Origin of the sequence: Paenibacillus sp. FSL R5-0914 (assembly GCF_038004525.1) — a bacterium.
In the GTDB taxonomy this organism is placed as follows: Bacteria; Bacillota; Bacilli; order Paenibacillales; family Paenibacillaceae; genus Paenibacillus_AQ.
The window spans coordinates 3139107-3161094 of the sequence record NZ_JBBORH010000001.1 but is presented as its reverse complement, the minus strand read 5'-3'; the positions used below and the strand labels follow the sequence as shown (position 1 = coordinate 3161094).

At 43.6% G+C, this 21988-nt stretch carries 19 protein-coding genes; 1 reads left to right on the top strand and 18 read right to left on the bottom strand.

All coding sequences use genetic code 11. The features are described from left to right. Positions 1 to 56 precede the first annotated feature (56 nt). Positions 57 to 476 (top strand): MarR family winged helix-turn-helix transcriptional regulator, encoded by a 420-nt coding sequence (locus MKX60_RS13970; RefSeq protein WP_076284623.1) that lies wholly within the window; start codon positions 57 to 59, stop codon positions 474 to 476. A 356-nt stretch (positions 477 to 832) separates the two neighbouring features. Here MKX60_RS13970 and MKX60_RS13965 read toward each other — a convergent pair whose 3' ends face one another. The 18 genes from MKX60_RS13965 to MKX60_RS13880 all read right to left on the bottom strand — a co-directional run bounded on the left by MKX60_RS13965 (position 833) and on the right by MKX60_RS13880 (position 21937). After that, positions 833 to 2503: an extracellular solute-binding protein gene (locus tag MKX60_RS13965; RefSeq protein ID WP_341060111.1), complete on the bottom strand. Its 1671-nt coding sequence runs from the start codon at positions 2501 to 2503 to the stop codon at positions 833 to 835. Further along, positions 2500 to 3903, bottom strand: a complete 1404-nt coding sequence (locus tag MKX60_RS13960; protein WP_076284621.1) for a response regulator transcription factor — start codon at positions 3901 to 3903, stop codon at positions 2500 to 2502. The genes MKX60_RS13965 and MKX60_RS13960 overlap by 4 nt, the downstream gene beginning before the upstream one ends. Further along, positions 3896 to 5641: a sensor histidine kinase gene (locus MKX60_RS13955; protein ID WP_339797314.1), complete on the bottom strand. Its 1746-nt coding sequence runs from the start codon at positions 5639 to 5641 to the stop codon at positions 3896 to 3898. Before MKX60_RS13955 ends, MKX60_RS13960 begins: the two co-directional genes overlap by 8 nt. A gap of 143 nt (positions 5642 to 5784) precedes the next feature. Continuing rightward, positions 5785 to 7620 (bottom strand): ABC transporter substrate-binding protein, encoded by a 1836-nt coding sequence (locus tag MKX60_RS13950; RefSeq protein ID WP_042189997.1) that lies wholly within the window; start codon positions 7618 to 7620, stop codon positions 5785 to 5787. A 92-nt stretch (positions 7621 to 7712) separates the two neighbouring features. Further along, positions 7713 to 8609 carry a carbohydrate ABC transporter permease gene (locus MKX60_RS13945; protein WP_042190000.1) on the bottom strand — a complete coding sequence of 299 codons (897 nt, stop codon included), beginning with the start codon at positions 8607 to 8609 and terminating at the stop codon, positions 7713 to 7715. 17 nt (positions 8610 to 8626) lie between these two features. Next, on the bottom strand, positions 8627 to 9586 hold the full coding sequence (locus tag MKX60_RS13940) for an ABC transporter permease (protein WP_042190003.1): 960 nt from the start codon (positions 9584 to 9586) through the stop codon (positions 8627 to 8629). Positions 9587 to 9877: 291 nt separating this feature from the next. Then, complete coding sequence (locus MKX60_RS13935) at positions 9878 to 11416, bottom strand: MDR family MFS transporter (RefSeq protein ID WP_341060110.1); 1539 nt, start codon at positions 11414 to 11416, stop codon at positions 9878 to 9880. Between the two features lie 46 nt (positions 11417 to 11462). Then, positions 11463 to 12119 (bottom strand): hypothetical protein, encoded by a 657-nt coding sequence (locus MKX60_RS13930; protein WP_076284617.1) that lies wholly within the window; start codon positions 12117 to 12119, stop codon positions 11463 to 11465. Then, positions 12112 to 12798, bottom strand: coding sequence for a hypothetical protein (locus MKX60_RS13925; protein ID WP_341060109.1), 687 nt, complete (start codon positions 12796 to 12798; stop codon positions 12112 to 12114). Before MKX60_RS13925 ends, MKX60_RS13930 begins: the two co-directional genes overlap by 8 nt. Positions 12799 to 12809: 11 nt before the next feature. Beyond that, positions 12810 to 13454 (bottom strand): YhbD family protein, encoded by a 645-nt coding sequence (locus MKX60_RS13920; protein WP_076284615.1) that lies wholly within the window; start codon positions 13452 to 13454, stop codon positions 12810 to 12812. A gap of 232 nt (positions 13455 to 13686) precedes the next feature. Next, a complete protein-coding gene (locus MKX60_RS13915; protein ID WP_341060108.1) occupies positions 13687 to 14118 on the bottom strand; it encodes an HIT family protein in 432 nt (143 codons plus the stop codon). 18 nt (positions 14119 to 14136) lie between these two features. Then, positions 14137 to 14682: a hypothetical protein gene (locus tag MKX60_RS13910; RefSeq protein WP_341060107.1), complete on the bottom strand. Its 546-nt coding sequence runs from the start codon at positions 14680 to 14682 to the stop codon at positions 14137 to 14139. 419 nt (positions 14683 to 15101) lie between these two features. Then, the gene (locus tag MKX60_RS13905; protein WP_341060106.1) at positions 15102 to 16949 is read right to left on the bottom strand and encodes a fibronectin type III domain-containing protein; all 1848 of its coding nucleotides are present in this window, start codon (positions 16947 to 16949) and stop codon (positions 15102 to 15104) included. Between the two features lie 323 nt (positions 16950 to 17272). After that, positions 17273 to 17881 (bottom strand): 50S ribosomal protein L25, encoded by a 609-nt coding sequence (locus tag MKX60_RS13900; RefSeq protein ID WP_052404365.1) that lies wholly within the window; start codon positions 17879 to 17881, stop codon positions 17273 to 17275. A 209-nt stretch (positions 17882 to 18090) separates the two neighbouring features. Beyond that, the gene (locus MKX60_RS13895; RefSeq protein WP_076284613.1) at positions 18091 to 19056 is read right to left on the bottom strand and encodes an ABC transporter ATP-binding protein; all 966 of its coding nucleotides are present in this window, start codon (positions 19054 to 19056) and stop codon (positions 18091 to 18093) included. Next, the gene (locus MKX60_RS13890; RefSeq protein WP_341060105.1) at positions 19049 to 20032 is read right to left on the bottom strand and encodes an ABC transporter ATP-binding protein; all 984 of its coding nucleotides are present in this window, start codon (positions 20030 to 20032) and stop codon (positions 19049 to 19051) included. Before MKX60_RS13890 ends, MKX60_RS13895 begins: the two co-directional genes overlap by 8 nt. 11 nt (positions 20033 to 20043) lie before the next feature. Continuing rightward, on the bottom strand, positions 20044 to 20967 hold the full coding sequence (opp4C, locus tag MKX60_RS13885; RefSeq protein ID WP_339242614.1) for an oligopeptide ABC transporter permease: 924 nt from the start codon (positions 20965 to 20967) through the stop codon (positions 20044 to 20046). Positions 20968 to 20983: 16 nt separating this feature from the next. Continuing rightward, positions 20984 to 21937: an ABC transporter permease gene (locus MKX60_RS13880; protein WP_339242616.1), complete on the bottom strand. Its 954-nt coding sequence runs from the start codon at positions 21935 to 21937 to the stop codon at positions 20984 to 20986. Between the last annotated feature and the right edge of the window lie 51 nt (positions 21938 to 21988).

The following is a 21988-nucleotide window of genomic DNA, read 5'->3' as shown; positions in this document are numbered from 1 at the left end:
ACTTTGTCTCAGAGTAGCAAATGCGCGAACTATAAACCCAAAGAGGTGTCTATATCTTGGAAAAAGAGCCTATAGGAAAGTTGATTTCCTATTTTCATCGTCAAAATCAAAAGCAATTGGTAAAAAAATTCATGCCCTATGGAATAGGTAGTGGCGGGCAACATAGTTTTCTAAAACTAATTACTTCCAGACCAGGGATTACACAAGATCAACTAACTTCTGAACTAAAATTCGATAAAGCCACCACCGCACGCTCCGTGAAGCAATTAGAGAATTCGGGTTATATTGAACGTAAACCAGATCCTAATGATCGACGCTCTCAACTACTGTATCCAACGCCTAAAGCAATCGATTTCTCGCCAATTCTTCAGTCTATTTTAGATGATTACAACAAGAGCCTAGTTGGTAAATTAACCAGCGAGGAAGTAGAGCAGCTTCGCTACTTACTTCAAAAAATCAGCACTGACGAAGAATAGGACAAAAAAAGAAACTGTCTCAAAAGTAGTAAAGGCTACTTAAAGGACAGCTTCTTTTTTTGAGAATTATTAGGGAAAAGCTCCCTGAAAATAGCTGGTAAATGTTTTAAATGAATAGAAAGAGGGAAATCCTCCCTAAAAATCAGAGTAATATCGGTATTTGCCAACAAATCAGCGAAATTATAGGGAGAATTTCCCTAATTATTAGTCAGATGAGCAGAAATCTCAGAATTACAGGGAGAAATTCCCTAATTATCGATCAGTGCTCCAGTTTCCTTGGTGAGGACACTCCACTTTTCCACAATCAGTCCATTCACTCCGCTACTTTTAGCGAAAAAATCTATATCATCCCGTGCTCACTTCACCTTTACAGTTTCAGCAACTTCTTTCGTAATCGCCTCCCCGCCGAGGCTCTTCCATTTCGCTACAAAAACATCAAAGTCACTAAGCGGTGAATCGCCCACAATGATATTCAAAAATGTCTCGCTCTCCAGATTTTGAAGCTCCGTCCACTTACTCTTCATTAGTTGGGTGTTTCCGTAAAATACTCCCCGCACTCCCTCAATAGCAGTTGAGGTTAAGACGGCAACTCCATATTTATATGCATTCGCTGCTTTCCAGCCTTCCAGATCTTTCTTTGGTTGTTCAGTGTCCTCCACCCATTGATCATAAATGAGACGGGTATCTGGATTTAATGTTTCCGGGTCTATTTTGCCATGCAAAGCTTGCTGGATATCTGCATAATGTTTCTCTATCGCATCCGAATAATCAATTAAAAGGTCAAACGGATAATAAGCACGCAGCTGAATTCCTGTTTGCGCAGAGAAATCATCCAGCTTCTTAACTTCCTCCGAATTAGGGTCTTGTCTTCTCTCAAGTCTTGTAAACACGTTCAACTGCTTCATAATCGCCTCTGGATGCTCGAAACCTTTACGCACAACAAGGTAACGGTCTGTTACCGGAGCCAAATGAGCAACAAACTTACCAGACTCATCAAGTGGAGCAGCATACGCTCTCCATTCTGCCTTCGTATCGAGAGCAACCGCCTCTGACAAAGGATAATATGGCATCCACCACGGGCCAAAGAACATGCCTGATTTCCCTGTAATAATAGGCTCTTGCGTTTCTTTATAAAGTGCAAAATTAGGGTCCAGCAACCCTCTTTTATACCAATCAGCCAGTTTGGCAAGCGCTTGTTTGGTCTCAGGTGTAATGGATCCATATACAATATTCCCAGCGTTATCCTTGATCCAATTGGTGGGAAAAGCATGTAATGCACTAAACACAGCATCCAGACCATTTACTAATGGCTTTGTCCCATAGATGATATTCTTGTAGCCGCTAAGTCCGACCGTATCTCTTTTGCCATTGCCATCGGGGTCCTTCTCAATAAAAGCCTTCGCTATGTTCTCAATATCTTCGAAGGTTTGCGGTGCCTGCAGCTCCAGTTTATCCAGCCAATCCTGACGCACCCAGAGCAGAACAGGCGAATCCGCATCTATGGCTACATTAGGCAATCCGTATAATTTGCCGTATCGAGAAGCATCGGATAATGCCTCACCCTGAGTAGAATTGTACATATCCTTAATTAAATCAGAGCCATATACATTGTAGGTCTCTGTAAGATCCTCTATCATGTCATTATCAATGAGTTTCTTCAATTGATCTCGATCAACAACCATCGCATCCGGCAAATCATTGCTATCGATCGCAAGCTGTGCTTTTTGATTAAAAGCATCTTCACCCTTCGCTTCCCAAGAGTGAACTACCTTGATATTCGTAATGCTCTCCAAATAACGGGTGATTGGATTGTTGTCGTTGCTGTCACCTGTATTTAGCCTGGAATCGGGAACCTTAAATCCTACACGAATCACGATCGGATCTTCGTATTTGCTATACGCTACAGAAGCATCTTCGACCTCACCCTGAGGACTTCGAGTAGAATCTACTGTTTTGTTCTGGTCACGGCATGATGTAAGTCCGATCATCATTACAAGTAAGAGGATAAATTTACACAATCTCATCATTGGTCCTTCCCCTCCGCACGATATTCACTCGGGAGTTGACCAATACGTTCTTTGAACAGTCTACTGAAATAACGGTCATCTTCAAAGCCAGACCTTGAAGCAATCTCACAGACGGGTAATGAAGTCTCCCGCAATAATGATTTAGCCAACTCAAGCCGCATTCCCCGTAAACATTCACCGAAGGTCTCCCCGGCAAAACGAGCGAAACATTGACTGAAATAACCACGGCTCATATTAATTTCCGCCGCTACGTCGCTCTGATTGATTTTGTCACCTGCATGGCTCTGCATGTAACGAACTGCGCGAATAAGGCAAGACATCACCTCTTTAGTCAATCCTAGCTCGAGCATTCTCCTTCCCACATGATCAGAAAATCGGCGCAGCCAGGTCTTCCAATGGCACCAGTTCAAATTAAAAGAAATATCCCGTTCCAGTTGAACAGCATCCTCTGACTTCAAAAGTAAAGAACTCCAGCTTTGCAAAAGGGAATGGGCGAACGTTAGAAATCTATCTTGCCTTGGCTTCTGCAGGAGTATGTTCGTTACAAAATTCTCCCATTCGTTTCCATCAATCGTCCACTTGAGATTTTGAGCTTGCACGAATAGATCAGCTTCATCCGGTTTTAAATGGGGAATCGCTATTTCCTTCTTTAGTTCCTCATAATTCAGAAAGGTCAGTTCTTCAGCACTAGAATGATAAAATAGCATATGCCGAAGCTTCGTGGTGAGCTGCTCCTCCAATTCCTGTAGTGACTGATCTCTTAACCCACTGATGAGCGCGGTCTGCCATCTCCCAGAAAGCTGGTTCTTAAGCTCACGCTTCCCCTCCTCTTCCGAGAACCGGTGAAGCAAGGGCGACATCCACATCTCATGAAAGGTAATCAGCGGATTATTCTTCACGAAGGATAGGTGAAATAACTCTTCTTCATTACAGTGGCTGCTTAATGGTAAATAGAGCAGTGCCTTGTCTGCAGCTATCCTTTTACCTTCACCATGAACCAGTGCATCCCTTGTATTGTCCTCCCATTTGATGCGATCGACCAGGCGACGTATAGTCTCGTCCGCATTTTCCATCTCCAATAGAGTTTTGACAATATAATCAACGGCTCCTAAACGCATGGCCTCCTGCACATAGTCAAACTCATGATGGCAAGTAAGCACAACACAGCGAATACCTGCGAAACGCTGCCTTACTAGTTTAATTAGCTCGAACCCAGAAATGCCGGGCATGGTCAAATCTACAAATAACAGATCCACATCCTGTTGTTGAAGTAGCTCCAAGGCCGATTTGCCATCTCCCGCCTCGCCGACAATCACAACCCCTAAGGATGACCAATCAATTAGAGATATGAAGCCTTTCCGCACAAGTCTCTCGTCATCAACCACTACAGCCTTAATCATCGAAGTCCTCCTTACCTTTCCTCGGAATCACGATAGATACAACCGTACCTTCCCCTAGCTTGCTGTACATCTCTAGCTTCATTTGTTCTCCATAGTAGGTTCTGAGCATCCGGTTCACGTACGAGAATCCGATTCCGAGCCCCCGTTTCTTGGCGCCATCCTCTGACAGCAGTTGATCTAACGTATCCACATCCATTCCAGCCCCATTGTCTCTTACACACAGCTGAACTTCTCCTTCACCATGCTCTGTAATCAAGACGTCCACCCTGCCATTATCGCTTAGTCCATGATAAATCGAGTTCTCAACAAGAGGTTGAAGTAAGAATCTGGGGACAGCCACAGACAATACATCCTCATCAGCCTCCACGTTAAATTCGAATTCATAGTCATAACGGATGCGCTGCAGTTCCATATAATTTCGGATCGCTTCAATTTCCTCTCCAAGGGTAACAATGATGCTTTGTTTGCCCAGATTATAATGCAGCACCTTTACAAGAAGAGTAACCAGCTTGTCGATCTCCTTCTGACCGTTAAGCCTTGCCATCCACTGCACCGTATTCAATGTATTATGCAAAAAGTGAGGGTTAATCTGGCTAAGTAGCTTTTCAATCTCGAATTGGCTTTTCTGCTTCTCATTATGGGCTACCGCAACAATCAGCTCATTCACCTGTTTCTTCATCTGCTGGAAGTTACTAAGCACAAAATCAAACTCTTCCACATTCGTGTAGGCAACCGGAGAGGTAACATTTTCCGCCATTCGATTAATTTCAAGGTTAACCTTGCGCAAAGGACCATAAATCTTTTTCCAAATCATCCAAGCCAGAACTCCGGCAAAGAGTAGTGTCGAGAACGCGAGCAGGATCATTTTATAGAACCAAGAATAAATTTCACTGTTGAATTCGGACTTTTTAACTACTGCAATAAGCTTCCATCCCTGTGGACTAGCGTATCGAAACAGATGATATCCGGTAAGTGTTTCATGTGATAGATTAGAGTTGCTTCCAGCAGCTTTGATAATTCCTTGAGGTAATTTACCATCAATGACATAAGTGCTAGTGCCCTCTTGATTCACAAGTAGATGGTTTACTTTCATTCCGTAAGATTCCTGATTAAATATTTTGCGAAGCAGGCTGTAATTCGTCTCTAAATAAATATATAGCTTATGTTCACCTGGTACGCGTACAATGCGCTGTTCTGAGAACACGAGATTATCGCCGACGGCATACATCGTAGAATGCGGTCCATAATAATCAGCTCCGTTATATCGCATAAAAGAAGGTAACGTACTGATATCGAAATTTCTGCGCGCACTCATATTCGTAAACAGAACCGGATCATCACTGCTTGGCATAATGTAGGCTGTAAGTCCAATGTAGGGATTCGTGAAATTAACGAGGTTGATCTTCTGGTTGATGGAGTTCATCATTTGCGATTTGCGATAAATTTGCTTTTCCTGAATAAATGAGGACATTTCTTCCACAATCTGACCATCCAGCGCAAACTGTTTAGAGGCAAAATCCATATTGTCGATGGCATTCTCCAAGCTAGAGGCTTCCTGTTTCAAGCTTGCACTTATACCATTGCCAATTTTCCCTGAAAGAATAGAGTAAATAGAGGTGTAGGTTACGAATCCTACTAAGAGAAGCGGAAGAAGTGTTCCGATAACTAGATAGATGAATAAGGTATTCCGTAAGGATTTGACAACTGGGGTATGATTACGCTTAAGTACTCTTACCATCCGAATGATCCTCTTCCTTCTTCCTGTAAGCGTTCTATATATATATATCAATGTGAGAATACCACATTTATCCTTAATTGAATAGAATAGGGCAGAACAGCCTCCACGCCGCCCCGCCCTATTTGTATTTTTCTAATCACACCTTATTTCACGCTTTTACGAGCCTCGAACAGTTCCTCAGCCTTTTTAATCGAGAAATCCATAACTTCGGCATAGCCGAGGCCATTCACCTTATCATGCATTTCTTTATTCAATTTGTCATATTCAGCTTGATCTTTAGCAAAAACCATTTTCCAAGAAATTTGTTGAATGACCGTACCAATTTGTTTGTTCTTTTGCTCCAGTGTTTTGTCCATCATCAATGGTTCTTTTCCAGTGAAGCCTTGTGGTGCTACGGCCAATAGATTATTTTTCTCAAAATACTCTTTAGGCGTCAGAACGCCCATCTTCGCTCTCCAGTCACTATCAAGCTTAGACGGATTACGCTCTAGGGTTGTCGTCCATAGATTGTGATCGTATGGCTCTTTATTGTCTGGATTCACCATCGCCGGAACTACAAAAGAGAAGTTCATTTGATTAGAGCCGTAGTAGTAATCACCACCACCATATTCTGCAGGCACTTGCGTATTCTGTTGATCGGCATAAGCCTTCCAACCAAAGTCAGTCACGACAGGTTTACCGCTTGCATCCATATCCCAAGTCAGACCTTTAGGTCCGTTAGGCACCGCTGTTCCGCTTCCTGCAGAGATCATTGCACCTTCCGGAGTATACATCCAGTTAATGAATTCCATAATTCTAGCAGGTTCTTTAGCTTTTGCACCGATTGCTATAATACCGTTACCACCGTATACATTGAAGCCAGTGGAATACATCAGCTCATCCTTGAACGGAACTAATGCAAACCCCTTTCCTTCTGCTGTTCTTTCCGGTGTATTGTAGTTTGCTGCCCCTAGCCACGGGAACCAAGAGAATAACAGACGACCATCCTTGTATTTCGCTACAACATCGTCGAATTTTTGTGTCATAGAATCTGGATCCACCAGACCCATTTGGTTAGCTTCAAAATACAGTTTGAGCGACTTCATATACCAGCTGTCTTCGGATAAGAAGTCATAATATTTCTCTTCGTCTGCTTTAACATATACAGCGGTATCAGGAATTTCGTCATAGCCCATCATGTTGGCGAACTGTTTCGCCAGTGTCATTTTATAGTTGCCGTCCCAGTCAGACCACATCGAGAAAGCATAGGTTTTCTTTCCTTGCTCATTTTTTGGTTCAAGCTCTTGCATTTTTTTCAGCACGGGCAGATAATCTTCAATCTTTGAAATTTCAGGTGCTCCGATTTGTTGATAAAGATCCCATCGCAGGTCTGGCCCCCAAGTCATATCTCTCCCTTCAGAAGGTCCAGATGGATTAGAAGCTACGCTGTTTCCGATGCCAAAAACGGATGATCCACCACCAAAAGCAACCTTTGCTTTCTCAATAGCTTTTGGGAACGTACTCCCAATGTCTTTTCCGTATTTGTCCAGAAGTCCATCTTGTGTCCAGTCTAAGAGAAGCTTTCCTTTGATCGCATTTGGATAATGGTTTTTGTCATCACCGAAAATAATGATATCCCCAAGATCTCCGGAAGCCATCATTGCAGAGATTTTGGTATCTCCACCTGTCAGGTTTGAAGCAACAATGTCCATCTCAATATTGAACTTATCTTTGATGATTTTGGCAAACCACCCGGTTTGTGGACCCGCATAGTTAGCTGTTGTAGAGAATACGGTCAGCTTCAGCGGCTTGGAATGATCAAGTGCTCCGTCATCCGGTGCTGCTGTTTCTTCCGCCGGCGCATTCGTTGCAGCGGAAGTAGGCTTCTCTGTGCTCGTGTTTTTACCCGAGTTAGCCGTATTATTCCCCCCGCCACATGCTGCCAGAACAAAGACCAGGATTACGGATAGCATGACAAGCGATGCTCTTCTTAGTCTCATTGCTTTATACCCTCCCTTTCGTATCTTCACTTATAGTTCAACTCTGCTCCTAGCAGAGGAAAACCCCATTTCGTTACCGATCCGGTAGCTCATTAGCCCTTAACCGCACCGATCATAATCCCTTTGACGAAAAAGCGCTGGAAGAATGGGTACACGATTAGAATCGGCAATACGACGATCATCGTTACGGTCATCCGTACAGAGGTTGGAGTCTGCATATTCGCTACACTAGCGGCCATATCTGGTGAATTACGAATTAAAGCTGCGAGCGAGCTGGACTCGTTCAAATAACGCCATAACAAGAATTGGAGCGTAAAGTACTTCGTATCTGTCATCAGAAACGCCGTATCAATAAATGAGTTCCACTGATTCACTGCGGAAAAAATCGTAATCGTAGCCAAAATTGGCGTAGTAAGCGGTACAATAATGCTCCAGAACACCCGCATGTAACCAGCACCATCCATAGACGCTGACTCCTCAAGGGATGGAGGAATGGCCTCAACGAAGGTTTTGACCAAAATGATGTTGAATGGGGTAATAATCGTAGGCAAAATATAAGCCAGATAATTATTGGTCAGATGCAAATTGTGCATTGTTATATACCAAGGGATCAGACCTGCGCTAAAATACATCGTAACCACGACACTCCGGTACCAAATACTCCGGCCCCACATTTCCTTTTTGGTGAACAAATATCCTAAAAAAGCTGAAGACCCCACAGTAAGCAACGTCCCGACAACCGTTCTATACACGGAGACTGTTGCCGCATGTCCTAAACCGCTGATTCTTAGCACCTTACTATAGTTATCAAAATGGATCTGTCTTGGATAAAATTTGATATCCCCCGCTGCGCTAAGATCATTCGAGCTGATCGTATTGATGAACAAATAATAGAATGGGTAGATGCATGACAGGGTGAACAATCCAAAGAGCGTATAGATCATAATCTGGAAGATAAGTTCTCCAGCCGTTAGTTTTTTCTTTCTCAAGTGGGATCACCCCTGACTTAAATGATAGATTCGTCACGCACCATCTTAGACAACGTGTTCGCTGCGAATAGTAGAATTACACTGACAACCGATTTCAACATGCTGACGGCCGTGGCAAAAGGAAAGTTGTTCGCGAAAGCGATGTTGTATACATAAAGATCCAGCACCTCAATAGAATCCTTATTCATCGCATTTTGAAAGGCAAAGTACTGCTCCATCCCGTTATTGACTAGATTACCTATGGAGAGCAGCAGCAGTACAAAAAAGGTTGGAATCAGACCTGGAATGGTGATATGCCAAATTTTGCGGAACCGACTTGCACCATCCACCTCAACAGCTTCGTACAATTCCTGATCAATGCCTGCGATTGCAGCAAGATAGAGGATGGCACCCCAGCCTAACGATTTCCACCAGTACCAAACGATCATCGTGACCCAAATATTTGAGCTGGAGGCTAAGAAGTTATACCCTTCATCAACCACTCCAAGCTGCACTAAAATGTGAGTGATGACACCGTTATCTACAGAGAACAACGAGAATGCCAATGCATATACCAGAATCCAGCTGATAAAGTTTGGAATCGTGGTTAGTGTCTGCACCAACTTGCGGTACCAGCCTGACTTAATCTCAGTCAACATAATGGCAAAGATCACTGGAAAGATGGATGTAATTAATCCGAGTGAACTCATGGCAAGCGTGTTCTTCAGCACCCGCAGAACCTCTGCGGTCTGTGTCGGATTAGATACAATCGTCTTAAACCATTTCAAACCAACGTAAGGCGTGTCAGACAACGGTATTCCGGGAATGAAATCATAAAAGGCATAAATCCATCCGCTGATCGGCAGATAATAGAAAATAAAGGTGACAACAAGAAATGGAAAAGCCATGAAGAACAACTTATGTTTGTTCTTCATCTTCCAGCGGGATCGATGAACCGGATCGACGCTGGGAAGCAGTTCGCCAGCAGGTACCCCCATATCGGAATCTCCTATACCCAGATTTTGATTACGTTTTCAGAGTATCAGAATCTGAGCTTCTGGCGAGATAGAGAGCAGAACGCCTTATCAGGGAAACCGTCAGATACTTGTGAACCAAATTCGCAGTACAATCGACCATTTTCTACCTGTTTGCGGGACTAGTGATGGAGGGCATATATGTCTTTAGACAAAAAACGACCACCACTTAGGAAGTACCCGAAGTGGTGGTCGTTTTTTTATATGTCTATTTTCACTGAAACATAATCAAACGAATATTATCTAGACTACATGCTAATGCCCAGACGCTTGAACATCCCCCTCCGCAGAGGCATCCATCTTCTGACGTCCCATATAGAACGAAGCCAATAACGCTAAAGCTGCAGGAATCACCGCCCAAGCAAAGGTGTTTACAATGGATGAGGATAAACCAGCTGTAATCTTACCCAGAATTTCAGGTGGAATGAGCGCCCTAGTCTCAGGTGAGAGCAAAGCATGCGGATCTTTAAAATCCATAGCTCCCGCCGGAGCCGCTCCTCCACCATTAGCCGATAGTAGCTTGGTAAGACTGCCTGAGAAATAGTGACTTTGAATGATACCGAAGGTAGTAATGCCTATGGTCATGCCCAATGAACGAATGAAATTCAGTGTTGCGCTGGCAGAGCCGCGTTGCTGTGCCGTCAATCCATGAATAGATGCCGTACTTAGCACTGAGAATGAAGCACCAATCCCTAGCCCAATTAAAATCATATATAAAGTAACAAGCAGTCGTGAAGCATCCGGCGTGAGTGTCGCTACAAGTCCAGTACCGATCACCAAAAGTGCGAATGTAGGAATCAGCAGGCTGCGGTAACTGGTTTTTGACATCAGAAATCCGCCCATCGTAGCTGTAACCACTGAGCCAACCATCATTGGTAGCAATACAAGTCCTGAATTTGTAGCTGATCCGCCCAATACCCCTTGAATAAAGATCGGAATATACACAGAAGCCACAATAAAGGCTGCACCGCTAAATAGTGCACAGATAATGCTCACCGCGTATAATCTTTTTTTAAACAAAGCAAAGGAAATAATCGGTTCTTTCGCTCTAGTCTCTACAACAAGAAACACTGCTGCAAGGATGGCAAAGGCTGCAAATAAACCAAGAATCATGGAAGAATTCCAAGCATACTCTTTCCCGCCTAGCTCCAGCGCAAACATTAAGCAAATGACTGAACCAAGCAGCGTACCCGCGCCCAACCAGTCAATGGGCTGTTTAGAATGCTCATGCGATTCTTTATAAAAGAATACGACCATCGCAAAAGCCAACAGTCCAAGGGGTAAGTTAATATAAAATATCCACTGCCAAGCAATATGATCGGTAATATACGCACCCAGTAATGGACCAAATATACTCGACAATCCAAATACTGCTCCGAATGCCCCGCCGAGCTTGCCCCGCGTCTCCAGCGGAACAGCATCGAACATGATGGCAAAAGCGATTGGCACCAGCGCCCCGCCACCAATGCCCTGAATGGCCCGGTACGCAGCTAACTGAGTTATTGTATCAGCCGTTCCACAGAGAGCCGAACCCGCCATGAATACGATAATTCCAAAAATAAAAAACTTCTTACGACCATACATATCAGACAGCTTGCCGAAAATGGGCATACCCGCCATCTCGGCTACGAGATAGGCTGATGTCACCCAGACAAAATTGTCCATTCCGCCAAGCTCCCCAACAATATTACCCATTGCAGTTGCAACGATGGTGCTGTCCATGGAGGCCATCAAAATTCCTAATAGGAGACCTGCGATTACAATACCCAGATTGGGCGATTTGGCAGCACTCATATGTTCCACTCCTCTTTTTCTCAAAAAAATGATTATACAATTCTCTTTATATCTTCACTTGATGCTTCACTGTTGCGTGCTTATGAACTTCTAGTGTATCGCGGAATTCCACCGTTTCAATTTCACAATCCGGACCAATGATTACACGTTCTCCCCTTACCATATTAGCCTTTGTATTGACCAGATCAATAGCATCGCCTTCGATTAGCCCCGCTTCAAACAGTATTTTCGAAGTTGGCTTCATCATATGCAGCAGTCTCCCCGTTTTACTCTTCTTAATGGTTAAGATACTGCCCCCAACCTCCTTCGCACTACTTGGACCAAACAATTTAATCTCCAAATGCTCAGCACTAAGTAATCCAGCTACGCTTAAGGCACCAGAAATTTGCAATTTTTCCCCTTCACAATCACCCTTCACATCCAAATTTCCGTAGAGATGAAGCTCATCGATTTTTACGGAGGCTGCTTTTATTTCACCCTGTCCACGTAAGGAATCCCCTTCAAGATTACCCTCGAGTGCAATTTCGCCAGTGATTTTCATTTGCTTCATATGCAGATTTCCAGCTATATTGGCATTTCCAGTCAGATTCATCTTCTCGCAATTCACATCTCCAGCGAATTTGCATTCTCCAGTGATCTTAACATCTTTGAAAGAACCACCGGCTGAAGATGTTGTTCCAATTATTTTCAGATTATCATTCACCGACCTTCTCCACCTTTCCAACCTTAGCCTCTGGATGCACTGTAATTTGTTCGCGATACTCTACCCGTCCGAGTGTACAGCCTGGGCCAATAATGACAATATTTCCTCTGATGATATCCGCAGTTGTATATTCTACATCTATAAAATCTCCCTCGATCGTTCGAGCACATAGCTCAGGTCGAAGTTTAGGGATGATTCCGCTAAACATCTTACTCCAAAACCCATTATTCACTTGCCGTATCACGAGGCTTTCCACACCAATTTCATTAGCCTTCCCTTGACTCTGCAGTTTGAAATCCACATGACCGGCACTTAGTAAACCACCAACACTAAAGCTACCTTCACCTACAAAATCCTCAAGTTCACAATCCCCTTTGACACTCACCATTCCGTTAAGGGTACAGCTTTCACCTCGAAAACTCTTACCTACATTAAGAACCCCATCCACCTTTAGGGTACCAAAACGCATATTACCCATCACTTTGATGACCCCGTTGCATTCTGCTTCTTCTGCTGTGAGATCATCATTCAAATTCATATGCCCATTTCCTTTAAACATTCGCGCCACGATCGGTCCGACTACTTTACCTACACCATCCATGTTTACGTTGTTGTAAGTACCTCCGGCCCCACCACTAACCCCGTTTATTATCAAATCAGGCAGCTGATTTTTGTCCATTACTCTTCCTCCTATTCAACAAGCTTGTAGGCAAGCTTACCTTTCAATTGTTCGATCAAATCTGCATATGTCATTTTACTGACTAATCTAACCCCTTCATCAAACCATAACTCCGCAGGCGCTTGTGCCAGAATGAAGGATGAAACCCCCATTTTCCGGACAAAAAACAACTCCCAGCTTCCACTCTCGAGCCTTGAAACTTTCTCCTGCAAAGTGCGAAACAGAAGCTCCGCCTCCTCCATACTCATTTCCCCAGCACTAAGTAGGCGGTCTACAGCGAATAAATGAACGAGCTCCTCAAAAGTATATTTACTTTCATCACCGAGACTTTCTCCAAATTTCCTCAGTGTTGTTGTCGAAACAATGTTACGTTCTATAATTTCCTTAGCAGTTAAACTCACCTTCTCAAAGGATGCCTTATCCGATAGCTTATCAGCCATTTCATCCAAAGAAAGCCCATCTTTCATATTCACAATGTTGTGAATTCGCGACAAGATCATCTCTTTAGGAAAAAAAGTCTCTTGTCCAGTAAAGGTAGATTTGCGAATAAACCATTCCTCGGGGATTAACTGCTTCCTTTTCCAGCGGTACAATTGCCCATATGAAATACCGGTTAAATCCAGTAGTTGCTTCTTCGAAATCAAATCATCTTCCATATGCGATCACTCCTCGAAAACATCGTAACATAACACTGTTACGTTGTAAATAAAACACTCCCCCTTAAATCTCCTACTGAAACAAATCATTGCATTAAAGTTTCCCTCCAAGATTTTACGACACAAGAAAAGAGTGAACCTCCGTCTAGAGGAGGATCTTCGCTCTTTTACCCGCACTGTATTCTTTGATTTAAGCTAGCATATTAATTTATGGCAAAAAGAGAAGGAGTCTTTATCGACTCCTTCTCTTTTCTTCACTTAATGTCTTCAGAATCTTTTTTTTGGTTTGGCTTAATCGTTTTTCAGCACCATGTGGGTGTAATGGTTCACCCCAGATAAATCCATCACCTTCGTACCTCGGAATGAGATGCATATGGTAATGGGTAAGGTCGTTAAACTTCCCTCCATCTTGACAAATTCTTATACCGTCAGGTTTAAACAAGCTCTTCAAAGCAATTGAAAGTTTTTTCGAAGCATCCATGATAGCATAAGCAGTCTCTGACTCCATCTCTTCGATATCACAGTAATGCTTTTTGGGGAGGATTAGAGTATGTCCTTCATTAAAAGGAGCAATATCAAGCACACAAGTAATAAATTCATTTTCATAAACAATATTCAAGTCAGGTTCAATACCGTTAGCGATTCTACATCCTAAGCATTCCATGTACAGCAGCACTCCATCCTATTTATTTTCATTTACTACTTGTTGAGCAATGCTTAGAATTGTATCCTCATCCAAACTGTTGAACTTTAAAGTGATTGAACCTTTTGAAACATTGAATGCTAAAAACGTATAATCATTTTTTTTTATTTTTTGCACCTGATTGCCGCTAATACCAATAATATCAGCATCATTCAAATCAACTTGAGTATTGCTATAGGTTATTTCAATGAGTGTTTCTCCTTGATAAGGTCCGTAGATGATTTCTCTTTCATTGGACGCTTTTTGTTCCTTTGTTAACTTCTCCAGTTTCCCTTTGTTTTTCGTATATATGACTAAAACTTCTTGATTATCTCCAATAAAGTTGCCTTGTTTGTCCTTTGGAGGGAATTTATGTTGTACATAACTAACTTCATATCCATCCATTGTAGGGATACTAAATGATGATCCTAATGCACTAACCTGCACCTGCGCTTTAGCTAATTCATCGTTGGAACCAGCCTTTTGACATCCTGATATTAAAAATATAATTGCAGCAATAAAAAATATAAATCCAGATTTGTTCATGAAATCACCTCTAATTATTTGAATTAATACTAATGGAAAACCTTGTTAGTTCGTAGATATACTTCAGTAACATTCCTCTTAATCCCTTTAATATCCCTAAATATGGAAGCACTATATATACGTTGTAAAAGTAAATTTGTTGCACTAAACCCCTCGTCCATTTCGACGATACCTTGAAATGATTCCGTTGGAATTTACTTCATTTCCTTCAAATCCAATGGGTAATCAACTCCTTACCATAGTGTCATCTTAATAACAGAACAAACGCTCGTAAAACTTAAATATCAACAATATGATTTAACATAGCCTAAAACAAAGAAAAGAAAGCCCTCCCGAGCCAATACTATGGCATCTGGGACAGCCTTCTTTATTTTACTTGCTCTATCTACAAATCTTATCGTTTAAGTCTTTCATTAACCTTACTGCACATAGGTATAATGCGCTGAATCATATTGTGGACCGGATTTCTCATAAGTGAACCAGTACTCAATGCTGCTGCCAGCACTTAACCCACTCACAGTCTGTTTCCATGTACCTGAGCTATTGATCATCCGGTAATTAAGCTGTGGCCCCCCGTTAACCTTATAATGCACATCTACATAAAGAGCACTGGTTACAGGTGTAATATAAATGCTCGCTTCTGTTGAAGAAAGTCTCGTTACCCCTGCTGTAAAGTCAGCCGTCACATGATCACCGCCTCCGCTGCCTCCAGTGGGATTAGTAGTAACTGTTGCGGTATTACTAGCGGATGATAAATTACCTGCTGCGTCCGTAGCTTTTACTGTAAACGTATAGGCTGTGCTCGGAGTAAGTCCACTAACAGTTGCTGTAGTTCCCGCCACAGAGGCTACCTGCTGTGTTCCGCGATAAACGAGATATCCCGTTACACCAACATTATCAGTTGAAGCAGACCAGCTCAGGTTAACTGCTGTATCCGTCTTGCTGGTTACTGTCAGATTAGCAGGTGTAGTAGGTGCTATCGTGTCTCCAGTATTACCACCACCCGTCAAGTATTGCCCGGTGAATGGGTTAAATCGATGCAGGGATAGAATTAACCAACCCGTGCTGGACACGCAGTTTTGCTGCGCCATCACCCAATAGCTGTTGCTGGTCCCTTTCAGTGAGTACGGGATTCCCCCAAGCGAAGCGCCGCTTGTGCCTTGTTTTTTAATAATTTCAGTGTTAATGGCATCCGCTTTAGATACATTGCCTTGCATAAAGTAGGCGAGCGACATAAATGCGCTTCCTTCAAACCATACATCAGCACCCGTGTTACCGATTTGATTCCCGTTATCGTCATATGCGGGTAAAACTTCATCCGTCCAGTCAAAATCATAGCCGGTCAGCGTATTCCCAGCATCATTGTAAGTAAGCGTCTGCTTGTAACGCGGATTTGCAAGGGTCCCCGGGGTGCCGGAGGCATTTTCAACATAGGCTAAGCTTGCTCCATAGTTATGCGTTCCAGATACTCCTAAAGCCAGTACTCCCCATGGATTCACATCTAAAGGAATTTTAGGATCAATCAGATTCGTATCGTTTTTCCAGCCTCCCTTGAAGCGTTTGACACTGTCATCCCACACATAATTATCCAGGAAAGTTTTGACTCCAGAAGCTGCGCTATTGTATGTGGCAGCCTTTGAGGAATCCACCGAAGCATAATACTGCAGCACTCGGTAAATATCGATATTGTGCTCGGTTGAGCTCCAAGGCTCATCGGAGTTACTCCAAGCACTCCATCCTCCTGCGATACTGCCATTTGCTTTTTTATACTGTAAGCTCCAATCGAGCGCTTTGAGCGCCATCGGACGATATCGCGTGTCATTATATTGCTTTTCATAAGCCATAGCTGCCATTGCCATCCATACAACCGGCCCCACATGTTTACGAATTTCTTCTCCGTAGCCATTGTTATACCAATAAGAGTTCAGCCAGAAGCCCGAAGGGTCCTGAATGTCCCGCATTTTGTTCAACACCTGCTCTGCCCGTGCCCGCTCACCTTTTACAATAAAGGCAATGGCTGCAACAGCTTGATCATACGTGTATACAATCTGTTTGGGGTTGTTTGGACCCCAGAAATCCTCAAAGCTATCTACCAATCCCTCAAAAGCATACCCCGCTGTTGCATCCTGCTGGGCCTTCAACCAGATTAAAGCACGATTTGAAGCATCACTTGTGGCATCTGCACTCGCTTTTCCAGCAAAAGGTAGAGCTACCCCAAGCACCAACAGACTTGTCATTAAGATCGAAAACAGCTTCCTCATCTTCATAACTTTCCTCCTCATAATCATGATGAACTGGGCAATGAGAGTTCTTTGAAGCATAATACTAAAGCGTTTTCAAACAGCGACAACAGGAACTTTTGAATTCTTTACCATGGTAATTGTCCTCATTTTCAGCCTTCGCGGCCTATTCGTCAACGATTTTCTGTAAAATTTTAACTAAATGAGGCGAAACAACCATAAATCCCATTTAAGAAACTATACGAAAGACCGCACTTATTTTATTAATTCGTGTTCACGAAGACAAAACAAAAAGAGCAGACAGCTCCTTGGGTAGGATTCTATCTGCTCTTTATGATTTAATCACTATTCTATTCTGCTTTATCTTCACCAGAAGCTTCGACTGCAGCTGGTTCAGCAGCATCTTCATCGGTTGGCTCTTGAGCTGCTGGAGGTGCGATCCGGACAATCAAAGTGTCCTCAGGCGTCAATACTTCCCAGCCTTCATGCTTCGGAAGATCAGACACCAGCAATTGATCACCAATATCTAGTCCACTGAGATCCACCTCAAAGGATGCCGTTAATTTATCTGGAAGTGTGCGAATATCCAGCTCATGCAATTCAATTTGCTGCACGCCGCCACTCTTCACACCTACTGGATCACCTGTAAAGTGGAATGCCACTTTTGTATCCAATTTAGCCTTCATATCAATTTGTTGAAAATCAATATGCAGCAGTTGTTTGGATACTGGCTGGCGCTGGATTTCTTGGATGACAACGTTCTTTTTACCCGAGTCTGGTAATTCCAAGGTTAATACTGCCCGAGGGTTATTAGCCAAAATCCCGGTAATTGTCTTAGCATCCGCTGTAAAGGACTGGCTATCTGAACCTGCACCGTACACGACTACCGGTACAAAGCCTTTTCTGCGCTGTGAAGAAGTCGAGCCGGATCTTTCTGTCAAACGTACTGTTGTATTCACGATGATTCCTCCTAAGTAGGGATTTTATACTAGACCGATTAGATATGTACGTCTAACCTAACCACTCTCTATTACCCCATTAACCTGGCTTCGAAACCCTTAAAAATTTTTGAGCACAGGCAAAAATAAGGTCAAATTGTATTATTATACAATTCAACTTTAATTATTCAAGACTTAGGAGCGAATCATCATTGTATCTTTGACAGCTATCAGACCAAATGACAAGCTACAAAATGGTTATTGCCGGCATCCCGGAATACCGGGATTTCAGATCTGCAAACCTCTTGTGCATAGGGACACCGGGTATGAAATTTACAACCGGAAGGCGGGTTCACTGGGCTCGGGATATCCCCCTTAAGGACAATTCTTTCCCTTTTCAGCTTGGGTATAGGTATTGGAACAGCTGATAGCAATGCCTTGGTATACGGGTGGAGCGGATTCTTAAATAATTCATCTCTAGAAGCCGTCTCCATCATAGATCCAAGATACATAACACCGATTCTTGAACATAAATGCTCAACCACACTCAAATCATGGGAGATAAACAAATAGGTGAGCCCACGGCTCTGCTGCAGCTTACTAAATAAATTAATAATCTGTGCTTGGATGGACACATCCAAGGCCGAGACTGGCTCGTCTGCAATGATTAGCTCAGGATTCAGCACAAGCGCACGCGCGATTCCGATCCGTTGTCGCTGTCCTCCTGAGAATTCATGCGGAAAGCGATCAATATGATAAGAGGATAAACCACATGCCTCAAGCGCCTCAAGCACCCGATCACGAACCTCTGATTTTGAGCATAACCCATGATCCAGTAAAGCTTCTCCGATAGCATCACCTATGCGGACCCGAGGGTTAAGTGAGCTATACGGGTCTTGAAAGATTAGCTGCATTTGGGGTCTGATATTTCGCAATTCAGCGGGAGACAAAGAATGAATGTCTATCCCTTTGAATTTGATCTCGCCTGCCGTTTTATCCGTTAGCCGTAAAATCGTCCGTCCGACCGTACTCTTTCCGCTCCCGGATTCTCCTACAAGCCCAAACGTCTCCCCTGGCTGAAGCGTGATGCTAATATCATCAACAGCCTTTACATGCCCAACCGTCCGGTTAAGCAATCCCTTAGTGACAGGGAAATATTTCTTCAGATGATTGACCTCAAGCAGTGCCTCAGGCATGAACAACCGCCTCCTCATACAACCAGCAAGCTACCTTTTGTCTGCTGGCCACTTCTTTAAGCTGGGGCTGCTGGCTGACACATACAGGCATGCAATGCTCACAGCGGTCATGAAAATAACAAGAGGGTACCAGCTCTAGCGGATTTGGCACTTGACCTGGTATGGAATACAGCTCATCCTGCCGCTGATTGATAACTGGCTTCGATTTGAGCAGCCCTTTCGTATAAGGGTGTTTGGGATTGTTGAACAATTCAACAACCTCCCCCTCCTCCACAATCTTTCCGGAGTACATAACAATCACGTAATCAGCCATCTCCGCGACTACACCCAGATCATGGGTGATTAATAGAATAGACATGCCGGAGTTGTCTTTAATTTCACGAAGCATATCCAGAATTTGTGCTTGAATCGTTACATCCAGCGCCGTTGTCGGTTCATCTGCAATCAATAACTTTGGACTGCATGCGATAGCAATAGCGATCATTATCCGCTGCAGCATCCCTCCACTTAATTCATGTGGATAACTATCAGCAATTTGCTCAGGTCGTGATATGCCTACCTGTTTTATTAGTTCAATCGCCCGGATACGCGCCTGCTTCTTATTCATCTTCAAATGCACGATCAACGGCTCCATAATTTGTTCACCGATCTTGATTACAGGATTAAGAGAGGACATGGGCTCCTGGAATATCATCGCGATCTCGTTGCCACGGATGGCTCGCAGTGTGTTTTTGTCCATTTGCAACAAATCTTCACCCTGAAAATCAATTTTACCATGGGCAACCTTGCCCCCTGGCTCTTCAATAAGACCCATGATGGACATCGCAGTTACACTTTTGCCGCAGCCCGATTCTCCGACGATACAGACCGTCTCTCCTTCACGGACACGGAAGCTTACATCATCAACGGCTTTCACTTTTCCTTCTTCCGTAAAGAAGTATGTACTTAGACCGTCTATATTCATTAAATCACTCATGTGAGGGTCACCTACCTCTTCTGTTTAGGATCAAGTACGTCCCGGAGTCCGTCACCAAAAATATTGATCGCGATTACTGTCGCGAAGATGGATAGCCCAGGCGGAATCCACAGCCACGGCCGATCCTTGAAGTCGATCATATTATTCGCTGCGTCAATCATATTGCCCCAGGTTGGCGTTGGCGGCATAACACCTAGCCCAAAAAAGCTAAGAACCGATTCACTCAGAATAGCACCACCGATGTTGAGCGTTGCCATAACGATCAGCAGCGGGATAATGTTCGGCAGCAAATGGTTAAATAATTTACGGCGATCCCGAAGGCCTAATACTACAGCTGCTTGCATAAACTCACGTTCTCGCAGACTAAGCATTTGCCCCCGTACCATACGCGCCATACCTGGCCAGCTCACAATGCTGAGCATAAGCATAACGATATACATCCGGTAGTCCGTTGGAATCTTCCACTCCGATAATAATGCTCCAAAAATAAAGAGCAGCGGCAAACTCGGAACCGTCAATAGAAGATCCGCAATCCGCATTATGATTTGATCGGCGATTCCGCGGTAATACCCAGCTATGGCTCCCAAAAGAGCCCCGATAAACACCGAAAGAACCATTGATGCCAGTCCTACGGTTAGTGAAATGCGTCCTGCCTGCATCACCCGGGTCAAAATATCTCTGCCCAGCGCGTCAGTGCCAAGCCAATGCTTCATATTAGGTGCCTTGTTCATCAATGCCATATTAATTTTGTTATCCGTATAGGGTGAGAACAGAGGACCAAGAAAACAAAGCGCAAACATAAAGATCACTACCACAAATCCGGATACCGCCAGCTTGTTCTTTAACAACCTCCGAAGGGATTGCCGGAATAAAGAGGATTTTCCTTTGGTGGTCTGGGGCTTGGAGATTCCCGCTACATTACTTTGAACTGCCACGTCAGCTTCCTCCTCTCTATAGCCGAACTCTAGGATCGGCAATCCGGTACAAAACATCCGAAAGCAACGTTCCTATGACGGTAAGTATGGCAATAAACATCGTAAAGCCCATCAGCAAAGGATAATCCCTAAGTCCGAAGGACTGCATATACAGCTGGCCAATCCCAGGCCAATTGAATATTTTTTCAATAATAAGTGATCCGCCAAATAGTGCTGGAAGCTCGAAACCAACCAGTGTAATTGCGGGCAGCAAGGCATTACGTAAGGCGTGTGTAAATAGCACCTTGCGTTCTTTTAAGCCTTTGGCACGGGCGGTGCGGATATAATCCTGTTTTAAGACATCGATCATATTACTGCGGAAATAACGGGTGAGTGAGCCCAATCCAAGTAGAGTCATAACAACAACCGGAAGGGTCATATGCGTTACAATCTCCTTAAAATACGCCAGACCCGTAGCATTACTACCTGTCGTGATTATTCCACCCGGAGGGAGCCACTTGAGATCGACGGCCAGGATTTTGATCAGGAATAAGCCTATAAAAAATGACGGCAGTGACATTGCTGCGAATATAGCGATCATCACGAGAGTATCGAACCATGAATATTGCTTATAGGCTGAAATCACACCAATAATAACTGCAATCACCCACGTCAGAAACGTGGAAACGGCAGCCAGTAGAAAGGAATTCCAAATATAATCATTAAAAAGCTGCAGCACAGGCTTTTGTTGGGCTAAGGAATACCCGAAATCGCCATGCAGCGCATTCTTCATCCAGATTCCATACCGCTCAAGCATCGGCTTGTTCAAGCCGTAGATCTCACGCAGCTCAGCTTTACGTTCTGCAGTCAATTTGATATTTCCAGTTATGAAATCGCCGGGGGTTGATGCATACAGGCAGAAGATCAATAATGATGCCGCAAATAAGATAATGACCATATACAACAGTCTTTTCGATAAATAAGCGCTCATGACAGACTCCTTATGATTTGTCCCCTGCTCATCAGAGCAGGGGACACTGTT